We start from the raw sequence: 13,133 nt of genomic DNA, 5'->3' as shown, positions 1-13,133 counted from the left end.
TTGTCATGGATATATCAAACCCAGTAATTATTTTAGATGATACTGTAAAAGATTTAGAATTATTTAAATCTAAGAATGAATTTAAGATATGTAAACCTGAAATCTTCAAATATGGAATAATGGTTGAAGAGGTTCCTGGACACATTAAGGAGGCTGATTTTGATTATCTTCAGAGTAAACTCCCTGCTTATTTTCAACTTTATTCAGACTTTATTAAAGTAGAATCAGAAAGAATTTGTAATCTTTCAAAAGATGATAGAAAGAAAAAATTAATTTCAGAAATAGTAGGTGTTTCGTTTGGAATTAAATATACTGTTGAATTGTTAAACACTTCTCCTAATAAATTTAAAAAAATAGGAGTTCCCATTAAAGGAAAATATTTAGACTACTCTGTTATAGATGGTAACAAAGAATATGAGCTTGAAACAAAAGGAACGGTAGGTAATTCATATGTTCCATTTAAAAATGACATTTTAGCAAAAAAAAGTAGCCAATCAAATAAAAAGGTTTTCTTAAGATTTGGAACAATTGCAATGATAAATAATAGCAATGATTCTAAAAAAACAAAGTGTGTTATTGTTGACGACCCTCCAAATGAGGATAATCTTATTAATGATAATGATACTTTTGAAACTCAACTTTTTAATTATGGTGTATTTTTGAGTTACATTTTGGATTCAAAGTATTATAATAAATATATAAAACCTTTAAGAAATAGACAACTTAGGAGAGTAAGAATTAATCAAAAGAAATTTTTTACAACATATACTTTTGAAGGAAAAGAATTTTATGGTGAATGTTTTGACTATAGATTGATTCGTGGTGAATTAGATACATTTAAATATTCTGATAATATTGATAACTTATTAGAGGCAAAGACTGAACAGTACGGTAAGAATAAATTTTTTATAGGTTTACATTTAGATGTGATAAAAGCTATTAATAAAAAGAATATAAATTATTTAAAAAAATATAAATCTGAATGGACCTATCAAGAAAAGGAAAATTTGCTAAAGTTTCTAGATATTGATGGCATTTTGATTGTAAAGTCTGTCGATGGAGTAGATGAACAATTAGAGCATAAATTTCCTGAAGAAGAAGTTGCTAAAAGGTTAAAATATTCATATAATCAGCAGCTTGGTTTAACTCATTTATGTGGTGCCCCTTGTAGAAGTAGAGAAATAAAAGGTAAGCCATGTGAGATTAAAACCTTTCGAGAATTCTGTCATTTTCATAGGTGATTTTTCTTCAATATGATTATAACCGCCTATGTTTATTAGATGAATTAGTAATTAATTAATTTGATAGTTATAATCAAATTGAATAACTTTAAAATAGATTAAGTATTATGACAACATATTAAAAACTCAACCAAATGGGTTAAGTTTTTAATGTATGTATTCTTAGTGATTAATTTTTATTTGAAAGTATTATTTCCCTCACGCATAAAAACTATTCCTATCTTAATATCTAATAGGTTTCCTTTACACAAACCGTATAGAGCTTTGATAATGATTACTTCTTTTTATTCAACTCTGTTGTCAATAGGGTTGTCATTGATTGTAGAACAACTGCACGGAGTATAATGTTTGATTATTTGAAAGAAACGAGCATTATTTCAAGGCTTAAATAACTATTTTATATATTTGTATTCATAATTAAATTGTATTCCGTTAATCAGAAGATTATGTAAAAATGTTTGGGAACAATTTCGGACACAAAAACAAAAGAGAGAAAATGTAATTATTTAGAAATAAATAAGTTACATCTTCTCTTTAGCTTAAAAAGTGGAGTTGGAGGGATTCGAACCCTCGTCCAAACAAGCAATACATAAGATTTCTACATGCTTATTCTACTATTGGTTTTCGACGGAAAGCAGAGAGTAGACACCCAACTTCCAGCTTATCTTCTAAAGTTTTCGAGTTTCAGCCGAAGCATCTGAAACCTTATTCCCGCATTCCTATATCCCAGAATCAAACGCCGCAGAACAGAGCATTTGTGGAATATCTTGCTTCCTTACTATCTTCAGGAAAACGCTTGATCTACTATACTTCGATATTAAGCTGCAAGAGCGAACTCTTCGTTGCCAGTTAAAGTTGTGTAGCAAGGGATTATAGAGATCGCGCTACGGTTCTCTGCATGCTTACTTACCCATTGGTCTTGCTGTCGAAACCAGTCAACCCCATGAATAAAGTGAATGCAAAGATAGAGCTTTTTGTTTATATTTCATTACTATGGATAATTTTAATGAAAAGAAGGTGTGAAATAAATGTATTGAAGATATTAGAGCTTGAATATTTTAGTTATTGTGGATAAAAATATTATCATGTGATAATAGCCATTAATACTTAGTTTTTTTAAATAAATGAGATTGATTGATGATTGTTTGTAGTAATATATTTTGTGATGTAAAAAAAAATGTCTAGTTTTGCAATCCAAAATGAGATGTAAAATATGTTAATAATTCCAGTAAAAGATGGTGAATCCATCGACAGAGCTTTAAAAAAATACAAGAGAAAATTTGATAAAACAGGTACTGTTCGTCAATTAAGATCTAGACAAGCTTTTATCAAGCCTTCTGTAACTTTGAGACAATCTAAGTTGAAAGCTGCTTACAAACAAAGAGCACTTAGCAAGGAAGAGCAGGCTTAAGATTTTTTTCTTAACCATATATTAATTCACTTCTTAAATTCTTATATTTGAGGAGTGAATTTTTATTTTTATACCCTATGATGCTGGAAAAGTTTTTAGAATATTTACAATTCGAAAAAAGATATTCTCCCCATACGATTACAAGCTACAAAAAAGACCTTGAAGACTTTTCCCATTTCTTTCTCCGAACAGAATCTTCCGAAGATATTTCTAAAGCCGATAAAAAGATCATCAGAAACTTTATCGTTGATTTAAGCGAAAATAATATTTCCAAAAGAAGTATCAATAGAAAACTCTCATCACTCAGAAGTTTTTATCTTTTCCTCTTAAAGATAGGCGAAATTAAGGTTTCTCCTACCGAGGGGATCTCTTCCCTGAAATTTTATGCAGAAAAGCAGATTCCTATGTCTGAAGAGGAAATGACAGATCTTAATGATAGGATTTTCGAACAGCAGCATAATGTCCTGGAAAAATGCATTATGGAAGTGCTTTATCAAACCGGGATGAGAAAAGCTGAGCTTTGTGGCCTGATATTTGAGAATGTTGATATAATAGGAAATGAATTGAAAGTAATAGGAAAGGGGAATAAAGAAAGAGTAATTCCTATTTCTGAAGATCTGTCTGAGCTTCTCAAAAGCTATTTGGAAATAAGAAATCCACAGGCAGAATATCAATCCTGTTTTTTTGTCAATAAGAAAGGGAAAAAACTCAATGAAAAATTTGTTTATGTTGTAGTTAATAAGTACCTTAGTTTTATAACAACAAAAGAAAAAAAAAGTCCTCATATCCTTCGTCATAGCTTTGCTACTCACGTGTTGGACAATGGGGCGGAGATCTCCAAAGTAAAAAAAATATTAGGGCATTCCAGTCTTGCCAGTACTCAAGTCTATACGAATGCTAATATTGAACAATTGAAAAAAGTGTTTAATCAAGCTCATCCTCGAGCATCAAAAAAAGAAGAATTATGAAGATCACAGTTCAATCAATTGGTTTAACTCCACACGAACCACTAGAATCACACATCGAGAAAAAAGTAGGTAAACTAGATACATTCTATGATAAAATTCAAGAGTGTAAAGTATTTCTAAAAGTAGAAAATAACGCTGATAAAGTGAATAAGACAGCTGAGATTATTTTGGCGGTTCCGGGTGACGATATCGTAGTAAAGAAGACTTCTGCAAGTTTTGAAGAAAGTTTGGACCTTTGTGTTGATACAGCTAAAAAGCTATTAATCAAGAAAAAAGAAATGGCGTAGAAAAAAAAGTTAAAAAAAGTTTATAAAATATTTGAGAATTCAAAAAATCCGTTCTATATTTGCACTCGCAAAAAAGGAACAGCGATCTTTTGAATTCTTTTTTATTAAATGCCTCCATAGCTCAGTTGGCCAGAGCACGTGATTTGTAATCTCGGGGTCGTGGGTTCGAATCCCTCTGGAGGCTCAATTTAATATAAAATATCTGGGGAGATTCCAGAGTGGCTAAATGGGACTGACTGTAACTCAGTTGCTTCGGCTTCGTAGGTTCGAATCCTGCTCTCCCCACTATATTTTTTAAAAAAAAGTTTGCAAGATTAAAAAATAATTCTTAGTTTTGCACAGCGTTTACCAATGGTTTTGGAAACAAAATTGCGGAAGTAGCTCAGTTGGTAGAGCGTCAGCCTTCCAAGCTGAATGTCGCGGGTTCGACCCCCGTCTTCCGCTCAACAAAAATCAATATTAAAGTTGATTTTTTTAACACTGAAATTTGTAGAGTAGAGTTTCTCAATCACTTTCAGTCTAATAGTTAAATTGCCTCCATAGCTCAGTTGGCCAGAGCACGTGATTTGTAATCTCGGGGTCGTGGGTTCGAATCCCTCTGGAGGCTCAATTTAATATAAAATATCTGGGGAGATTCCAGAGTGGCTAAATGGGACTGACTGTAACTCAGTTGCTTCGGCTTCGTAGGTTCGAATCCTGCTCTCCCCACTATATTTTATATTAGAAAAAAGTTTGCAGAATTAAAAATTAATTCTTAGTTTTGCAAAGCGTTTACCAATAATTTTGGAAACAAAATTGCGGAAGTAGCTCAGTTGGTAGAGCGTCAGCCTTCCAAGCTGAATGTCGCGGGTTCGACCCCCGTCTTCCGCTCAATAAAAATCACGCTATTCAGTGTGATTTTTTTACTTAATGCCGACTTAGCTCAGCGGTAGAGTGCTTCCTTGGTAAGGAAGAGGTCACGGGTTCAAGTCCCGTAGTTGGCTCTTGAATCTCCCGAATCTCTTCGGGAATTTTTTTTTGGACTAAATTCTAAATACTACTCATTGATGAAAATACTAACTTTCTAAAAAAAGGAATTTATTAAATCAATATTAGATCAAACAATCTTAAAATAAATAATCCGATTTTAGAATTATAGAGAGCTAGTAAAGAAAAAAAGTTATACAGTTGTTTAAAAATTAGTAAAGAAATTCCGTTTTTAAACTGCTAGAATATAAAAGCTAAATCCTGAATTTTCATAGTTGGAAAATCCTAGAGTATCCTATTCTCCTTAAGTTTTGTCACCGTTCGATAATCATCATAAAAATTTTCGCTAAATTCGTGTAAAATAATTTTTGATGAATATTCTTTTATTAGAAGACGATCTTATTCTTTCTGCAGAACTTTGCCGATTTTTAGAATCCAATAATTTCACCTGTGATAAAATCTATGATGGAGAGACTTTTCTTCGTCAGATTAAAAATAATTCCTACGATCTATATCTACTCGATATCAACGTTCCCAAAATAAACGGGCTGGATGTCTGCCAGACCATTCGTTCTTTTGATAAAAGCACACCTATCATTATCATATCAGCCTATGGAGACATTTCTGATAAAAAAGATGCCTTTACCCGATTGGCTGATGATTACTTGGTAAAGCCTTTCCAGTTTGAAGAACTTCTTTTAAGGATCAATTCCCTGTTGAGAAGAAAAATGCCTTCAGATACTTCCGATCAGGATATTATCAGAGTAGATGACCTTATCATCAACAAAACGGAACAGAAAGTGTATCGTAGTGGAAATGAAATAACGCTTACCTTAAAAGAGTTCCAGTTATTGGTTTATCTGGCAGAAGCGCAGGGTAGAACTGTTTCCAAACAACAGATTACTGAACATGTATGGGAACATAACTTTAATACCAATACCAATACGGTAGAGGTGTACATCAATTTCTTAAGAAAAAAAATCGATAAAGATTTTAAAATAAAATTAATCCATACCCGTTCAGGTTTCGGATATTACTTAAGTCCATTATAAATGTCTTTAAAAAGAAAGATAGCCTTAACAATCAGTATCGCCTTTTCATTGCTTTTTGGAATGGTGATGGCGGTCATTTATTTATCTTTCAACGATTTCAGAAGAGATGAATTTAAAGAAAGATTCAGACAGAGACTGGAATTTACTACCCACTTTATTTCAAAGTCTAAAGATTTTGAGGAAGAGGCACCCATTTTTTTCAATGAAAACTCAGATAATATTCTTTTGAATGAAAAGATTTTAATCTTTAATGAACAGAAAGAACTTATCTACAGCACCATTAAAGACCGAAATGTAACCTGGGACAGCGCAATGCTTAAGGAACTGGATAAAAAGAAGATTATTTATACCGAAAAAACAGTTCCGGAGATTTATGCTGCACTGAGAAACATTAATGGGGAGAATTATTATATCCTTACCAGCGCCTTTGATACGAACGGAAAATCAAAGTTGGGTTTCCTGAAATACCTTTTGATTACTGCTTATGCCATGAGTACACTTCTGATAGGATTTTTCAGTTATTACTTTGTAGAGAAGTTTCTTCGTCCTTTAGAAGATCTGAATAAGGAGATTTCAGAAGTAACGGCCCATAAATTAACCACTCAGATTCCAGTACAGGACTCTAATGATGAAGTGAATGTTCTTGCAAAATCTTTCAACACAATGATTGTACGGCTTAATGATGTATTTCAGTCGCAAAAGGATTTTACGGCGAGTGCTTCCCACGAAATCAGAACACCTATCACCAGAATGGCCTTTCAATTGGAAAACCTGATTAAATTTGAAAAACATTCTCCAAAGACGCTGTCTTCATTGCAGCAAATCCAGCGGGACGTATACCAATTGTCAGATTTAACAAATTCACTATTGTTACTTACGAAATTTGACAAAGAAAATATTCAAAGTATTTATGAGGATGTGAGAATAGATGAAGTAATTTTTGAAGCCTTTGAAGGAGTGGAGAAAAGTTATCCTGATCTTAAACTGGATTTTCTCATTGCTGAAGAAACTTCTGAAAATGCTTTTCTTACCATTAGCGGCATCCAATCATTATTAGTGATTGTCTTTATTAATTTATTTAAAAATGCGGCTGTATATTCTGATCATACAGAAGTGAAATTATTAATAACTGAAACAAGTACTAATCTTAGTGTTGATGTGATTTCCCATGGTGATATCATTTCAGAAGACGAACAGGTTAAGTTATTTGAAGCTTTTACAAGAGGAAATAATGCCCAGAATATTTCAGGTTCCGGTTTAGGGCTAAGAATTGTTAAAAGAATTTTGGAATATCATGATGCTGAAATTATGTATTCTTCTCCTGGTGAGTACATGAATAAATTTACTGTAATTTTTAAAAAATAAATTTTCAGAATTATTTACTATTCAAAAACTGTTACAATTTTTGTTAAACTTTGGATTGAATTTTCTAGAAAAAAATCAACCATTGGAGAGAAATTTTAGGTATCAAACTTCTTTAATCCCATTCGAAATAGCCTGTTTAATGCGATTTTAATATTTTTTTAAGCCTCATTTAAGTTTCTTTTAATCACATCCGAGCAATTTTGTAATTCAAAAAGAAAATAATGAACAGAATTGCAGTGCTGTGCCTGGCCGTTTCCTCATTCATGGCGGCACAACAGCAAATGTCTCTTTTGGATTGTGAAGAAGCTTTCCAGAAGAACAATCTCCAGCTGCTCGCCGAACAATACAACATCAATATAGCTGATGCTGATATTCTGCAGGCTAAAATCTGGGAATTGCCACAGTTGAGCGGACAATTCAATGCTTACAACCCTCAGGATAAAAAAATTTTTGATGTAGGACATTCAAAAGGAGCAGGTATTACCCAGTTAATTTATATGGGTGGTAAAAAGAAAAATGAAATTGCTTTTGCGAAATCTAACAAAGAATTGGCACAGCTTCAGTTTTCCCAACTTCTTGTTGATCTGAGAGCGCAACTTCGTACCACTTATTTTAACCTTTACTACGAAAAATTAAAGCTTGAAAATACCGATAAACAATTAGGGTATATGAATGACCTGTTAAGTGCCTATCGTGTACAGTCAGCCAAAGGAAATGTTTCCCTTAAAGATGCGGTGAGGCTGCAAAGTCTGGTTATTCAGCTGAATCATGACAAGCTTGAGATCAATAAAAACATCCTTGGATTTGAACAGAATTTAAAAGTTCTTACCGGAATTTCAGAAGATATAGAGCCTTTGATGCCTGAATCTGAAGCCAAAGAAGCGCTGGCTACACAGCCTTTTGGAGATGAAGAAGAACTCAAAAGTAAGGCGTTGGAAAATAATGCAGATTATCGATATAATTTAAAGTTAATTGATAACAGTAAACTTTATGCTCAATGGCAAAAATCATTGAACGTACCGGACATTAACGTTGGAGCTGCTTGGGATCAGGCAGGAGGAACTTTTAATAATGAAGCCAATCTGACATTGGGAATTCCTTTACCATTATGGAGAGTGAATCAGGGAAATGTAGAAAAAGCCAACTATGCTATCCAGCAGAACCAAAAAAATGCAGATCTTCAGAGACTGACCCTTGAAACAAAGGTACAGGCCGCTTATAAAACCTGGAAAGCGCAATACGATCAGCTTGCGGATATCAAAACAACAGATCTTCAGAATATGGAGCTGGTGTATAATGGGATGGTGGCCAACTTTAGAAAAGGAAATGTCAATCTTATTGAATTTACAGATTTTATGGACAGTTACCGGGAAACGGCACTTCAAATTTATGATATGAAGAATGAGATCATGCAGGCAGCAGAACAACTTAACCAATTAGTACAAACGAAAATCTTCTATTAAACAATGAAAACTTATATTATCTCTGTATTAATGATTTTATCATTGATGGCCTGCTCAAAAAAAGAGGAAGAGAAAACCAATCAGGCAAAAAAAGGGTTCGAACTTAGTAATACCATGCTGAATTCTATTTCCCTGGCAAAGGTTGTAAAAAAGAATATAGAAGATGAATATAACTTTTATGGGAAAATCTCTGCAGACAAGAATAGCTATATAGACGTTTATCCACTGGTAGGCGGAAATGTGATGAGTGTAAATGTAGAGCTTGGAGATTATGTTAAAAAAGGTCAGGTATTAGCAACCATCAGAAGTACAGAACTTGCCGAAATTCAAAAAGATGTGAGCGATGCTAAAACTGACCTTGTGGTTGCTAAAAATAACGTTAGGGTTGCCAAAGAACTTTATGAAGGAAAACTGAATACGGAGAGAGATGTGCTGGAAGCTAAAAGCCAGTTACAAAAAGCAGAAGACCAATTACAGAGAGCAGCAGCGGTAAGCACTGTTTATAATGTGAAATCAGGAAATATATACAGTGTAGTAGCGCCTATTAACGGATATATTGTTCAGAAAAGTATCAATAAGGATATGCAGCTGAGAAGTGACCGGAGTGATAATATTTTCGACGTAGCTAATACTACCAATGTATGGGCCATCATGAATGTTAACGAATCGGATATCGAAAAGATCAGCCTTGGAATGAAAGCGCAAGTATCTACACTTTCTTATCCGGACAAAGTTTTTGATGGGAAAATTGATAAAATATTTAAAATCATCGATCCACAAACCAATGCCATGCAGGCAAGAGTAGTCTTGGATAATGCTAATGGATTATTGATTCCGGATAGTAAAGCCACCATAAAAGTTTCCAGCCTGGAAAGTAATACAATGTTAACAGTTCCTTCTAAAGCTGTAATTTTTGACGATAACAAAAGTTTTGTAGTTGTTTTTAAATCCAGAACTGATGTGAAAATAAGAGAAGTCAAAGTACAGAAACAGGTAGGTGATGTTACTTATATCGCAGAGGGTCTTAAAGAAGGAGAAGAAGTAATTACCAATAATCAGCTTTTGATATACCGTTCCCTGAACAGCTGAAAATTATAGTGATTTAAAATAAATTCTTTCAACGGCTTTTTTAGGTCATCAATGTATCTATCATGAATAAATTCATAAAAAATATAATCGGATTTTCATTAAAGAATAAAGCATTTACCTTTATCTGGGTGGCTATTTTAGCGGTTGCCGGATTTATAAGTTTCAAAAACATGCCTATTGAAGCTTTTCCGGATGTTACCAATACCCAGATTGTAATCATTACCCAATGGAATGGACGTAGTGCAGAAGAAGTAGAACGTTTTGTTACTACACCCATAGAATTGGCAATGAGCCCGGTTCAGAAGAAAACCAGTGTGAGAAGTACCACTATGTTTGGACTTTCCATTGTTAAAATTCTGTTTGATGATGGGGTGGATGATACTTTTGCCAGAAATCAGGTCAATAACCAATTAAGAACCATTAGCCTTCCTGACGAGGTAGACCCTGAAGTGCAGCCACCCTACGGGCCAACCGGAGAAATTTTCAGATATACACTGGAAAGTAAAACAAAAGATTCCCGTACATTACTTACTCTGCAAAATTGGGTGATAGACCGTGCCCTAAGAGGTGTGCCCGGAGTTGCGGATATCAACGTTTTCGGTGGACAGGACAAAGTATTTGAATTAAGTATTGATCCCAGAGCACTGGATAAATATAACCTGACGCCGCTTCAGGTATATGATGCCGTTACCAAGAGTAACCTGAATGTTGGAGGAGATGTAATTGAGAAAAACGGACAGGCTTATGTGGTAAGAGGAATAGGGTTGGTAAAATCTATTACTGATATCGGAAATATTACCATTCAGAATGACAGTGGAAACCCTGTTCTGGTAAAAAATGTAGCAGAAGTTCATGAAAGCTCCATGCCTAGAGTAGGGCAGGCAGCTCTGAATCATCACGATGATACTGTCGAAGGAATTGTGGTGATGAGAAAAGGGGAGAACCCAAGAGAAGTTCTGGTAGGGGTAAAAGCTAAAATTAAAGAACTGAACGAAAAGATTCTTCCGAAAGATGTAAAAATGGTGACTTTCTATGATCGGGATAACCTGATGGATTTCACTACACACACGGTAATGCACAACTTAATTGAAGGAATTGTATTGGTAACCGTAATCGTTCTGATCTTTATGGCGGATTGGAGAACTACATTAATTGTTTCTATCATCATTCCTTTATCCTTATTGTTTGCCTTTTTATGTTTAAAACTGGCGGGGATGAGTGCCAACCTGCTTTCTTTAGGAGCTGTAGACTTCGGGATTATTATTGACGGAGCCGTCGTCATGGTGGAAGGCCTCTTTGTAATGCTCGACCACAAAGCACATCGATATGGAATGGAAAAATTCAACAAACTGGCAAAAGGAGGTTGGATTAAACAAACCGGAACCGGTTTGGGAAAAGCAATCTTCTTCTCTAAGTTAATTATCATTACTTCCTTAATCCCGATCTTCTCATTCCAGAAAGTGGAAGGGAAAATGTTCTCGCCTTTAGCTTTTACTTTAGGATTTGCACTGATAGGAGCATTGATATTTACGTTAACGCTTGTTCCGGTACTTTCTCACATCCTTTTAAATAAAAATGTAAGAGAGAAAAATAATCCGTTTGTTAATTTCTGGGACAGAATGGTGTTAAAAGGCTTCAACGTAACCTTTAAACATAAAAAGATGAGTATGATTGTAGCCATCTCATTCCTTGCAGTGACATTATTCTCCGGGAAATTCCTTGGAACCGAATTCTTGCCACAACTTAATGAAGGTTCTCTTTGGATTACTGCAGAAATGCCAATGAGCTCATCATTGAAAGAATCTCTGAAGACTGCGGATCTTCTGAAGAAAGACATTATGAGTTTCTCTGAAGTAACGGATGTTCTGGCACAAACGGGAAGAAGTAATGACGGTACAGACCCGAACGGATTCGGATTTGTGCAGTTTGCCGTAAACCTTAAACCAAGAGAAGAATGGAAACGAAAGATCACCTACGATGAACTTATTAATGAAATTGATCAAAAGCTGAGAAGCTATCAGGGGATTACATTCAATTATTCTCAACCGATCTCAGATAACGTGGCAGAGGCCGTAGCCGGTTTTAAAGCAGAAAACGGAATTAAGATCTATGGAGATAATTTAGAAACCCTGGATAAATTAGCGCATGAGGTTTTATCAAAAATTAAAGATGTTGAAGGAGTAAAAGATCCTGGGATCATTAAAAATATCGGTCAACCGGAAGTTAGTGTGGTATTAGACAGAGATAAAATGGCTGCTTACGGAGTGATGCCGGTAGATGCACAGGCTGTACTGGAAATGGCCTTTGGAGGTAAAACCGCTTCTGAAATGTTTGATGGAGAAAGAAAATTCCCAATCCGTCTCCGTTATTCCCAGGAATACAGAACCAATGAAAATGATATTGCAGCTTTAATGGTGCCTACCCAGGATGGAGCAAAAATCCCTTTAAAAGAGATCAGTACTATTGTTAAAGATAACGGAGCTGCCTTTATTTACAGAGATAATATCAAAAGATATATCGGAGTAAAATTCTCAATCCGTGACCGTGATTTGGGAAGTACCATTGCAGATGCTCAGAAGAAAGTAACAACTATTGATTTTCCGGATGGATATTCTGTAGGTTGGACAGGGCAGTTTGAAAACCAGCAGCGTGCTTCACACAGATTGGCACAAGTGGTTCCGGTAAGTATCCTGATGATCTTTTTCCTTCTGTTTATCCTGTTTGGAAATATGAAAGACTCTCTTCTGGTATTGGCGAATGTTCCATTTGCCCTGATCGGAGGTATTATTGCTTTACATGTTACCGGAATGAATTTCGGAATTTCTGCAGGGGTAGGAATGATTGCACTTCTTGGAATATGTATACAGAATGGAGTGATTTTGATTACAGAATTCCATCAGAATGTTAAAAACGGACTGGATATAGATAATGCCATACTAAGTGGAGTAAAATCAAGAACAAGGCCTGTAATTATGACCGCGCTTATGGCGTCTATAGGATTGATGCCGGCAGCCTTATCTACAGGGATTGGGTCTGAATCTCAAAAGCCTTTAGCTATTGTAATTATTGGTGGATTGATAACTGCCACTGTACTTACGCTGCTTATTTTTCCGATCATTTTCTGGATTTTTAACAGGATTAAAAGGGTAAATCACATCTGATTATCTTTCATTTTATATATTAATTGAGCCTGAAATATTCTGTATTTCAGGCTTTTCTGTAAAAGGTACGGTAAAAGGTTTCAGAAAGATTTTTTCAATCCGGAAAAATGTGTAAATTTGCAGTCTCAAT

The 13,133-nt window shown here is 34.6% G+C and carries 9 protein-coding genes, 7 tRNA genes and 1 other RNA gene; 16 read left to right on the top strand and 1 reads right to left on the bottom strand.

Annotated features, from left to right (window positions below):
• Positions 1-5 precede the first annotated feature (5 nt).
• Positions 6-1,241, top strand: coding sequence for a hypothetical protein (locus tag J2772_RS10310; protein ID WP_209916304.1), 1,236 nt, complete (start codon positions 6-8; stop codon positions 1,239-1,241).
• Positions 1,242-1,785: 544 nt separating this feature from the next.
• On the opposite strand, the gene ssrA is transcribed toward J2772_RS10310, so the two are convergent.
• Positions 1,786-2,184, bottom strand: a transfer-messenger RNA (tmRNA) gene (gene ssrA / locus J2772_RS10305).
• Positions 2,185-2,454: 270 nt separating this feature from the next.
• Here ssrA and rpsU point away from each other — a divergent pair.
• The 15 genes from rpsU to J2772_RS10230 all read left to right on the top strand — a co-directional run bounded on the left by rpsU (position 2,455) and on the right by J2772_RS10230 (position 13,003).
• A complete protein-coding gene (gene rpsU, locus J2772_RS10300; protein WP_045501128.1) occupies positions 2,455-2,652 on the top strand; it encodes a 30S ribosomal protein S21 in 198 nt (65 codons plus the stop codon).
• An 80-nt stretch (positions 2,653-2,732) separates the two neighbouring features.
• Positions 2,733-3,620, top strand: coding sequence for a tyrosine-type recombinase/integrase (locus J2772_RS10295; RefSeq protein ID WP_209916642.1), 888 nt, complete (start codon positions 2,733-2,735; stop codon positions 3,618-3,620).
• Positions 3,617-3,907: an HPF/RaiA family ribosome-associated protein gene (locus J2772_RS10290; RefSeq protein WP_209916302.1), complete on the top strand. Its 291-nt coding sequence runs from the start codon at positions 3,617-3,619 to the stop codon at positions 3,905-3,907. Before J2772_RS10295 ends, J2772_RS10290 begins: the two co-directional genes overlap by 4 nt.
• Before the next feature lie 110 nt (positions 3,908-4,017).
• Positions 4,018-4,091: transfer RNA gene (locus J2772_RS10285), tRNA-Thr, on the top strand.
• Between the two features lie 20 nt (positions 4,092-4,111).
• Positions 4,112-4,192: transfer RNA gene (locus J2772_RS10280), tRNA-Tyr, on the top strand.
• 86 nt (positions 4,193-4,278) lie between these two features.
• A tRNA-Gly gene (locus tag J2772_RS10275) sits at positions 4,279-4,351 on the top strand.
• A gap of 89 nt (positions 4,352-4,440) precedes the next feature.
• A tRNA-Thr gene (locus J2772_RS10270) sits at positions 4,441-4,514 on the top strand.
• 20 nt (positions 4,515-4,534) lie between these two features.
• Positions 4,535-4,615, top strand: a tRNA-Tyr gene (locus tag J2772_RS10265).
• An 89-nt stretch (positions 4,616-4,704) separates the two neighbouring features.
• Positions 4,705-4,777: transfer RNA gene (locus tag J2772_RS10260), tRNA-Gly, on the top strand.
• A 41-nt stretch (positions 4,778-4,818) separates the two neighbouring features.
• Positions 4,819-4,890: transfer RNA gene (locus tag J2772_RS10255), tRNA-Thr, on the top strand.
• Between the two features lie 354 nt (positions 4,891-5,244).
• Entirely contained in the window at positions 5,245-5,925 is a 681-nt protein-coding gene (locus tag J2772_RS10250; RefSeq protein WP_209916300.1) for a response regulator transcription factor, read from the top strand.
• Positions 5,926-7,290, top strand: coding sequence for an ATP-binding protein (locus J2772_RS10245; RefSeq protein ID WP_209916298.1), 1,365 nt, complete (start codon positions 5,926-5,928; stop codon positions 7,288-7,290).
• A 221-nt stretch (positions 7,291-7,511) separates the two neighbouring features.
• Positions 7,512-8,753, top strand: a complete 1,242-nt coding sequence (locus J2772_RS10240; RefSeq protein WP_209916296.1) for a TolC family protein — start codon at positions 7,512-7,514, stop codon at positions 8,751-8,753.
• 3 nt (positions 8,754-8,756) lie between these two features.
• On the top strand, positions 8,757-9,842 hold the full coding sequence (locus tag J2772_RS10235) for an efflux RND transporter periplasmic adaptor subunit (protein WP_209916295.1): 1,086 nt from the start codon (positions 8,757-8,759) through the stop codon (positions 9,840-9,842).
• A 62-nt stretch (positions 9,843-9,904) separates the two neighbouring features.
• Positions 9,905-13,003, top strand: a complete 3,099-nt coding sequence (locus J2772_RS10230; protein WP_209916293.1) for an efflux RND transporter permease subunit — start codon at positions 9,905-9,907, stop codon at positions 13,001-13,003.
• The last annotated feature ends 130 nt before the right edge of the window (positions 13,004-13,133 follow it).

The sequence above is a fragment of the Chryseobacterium jejuense genome (genome assembly GCF_017877355.1).
Taxonomy (GTDB): domain Bacteria; phylum Bacteroidota; class Bacteroidia; order Flavobacteriales; family Weeksellaceae; genus Chryseobacterium; species Chryseobacterium jejuense_A.
The sequence above is the reverse complement of the archived record's forward strand: the minus strand, read 5'-3'. Positions and strand labels throughout refer to the sequence as shown.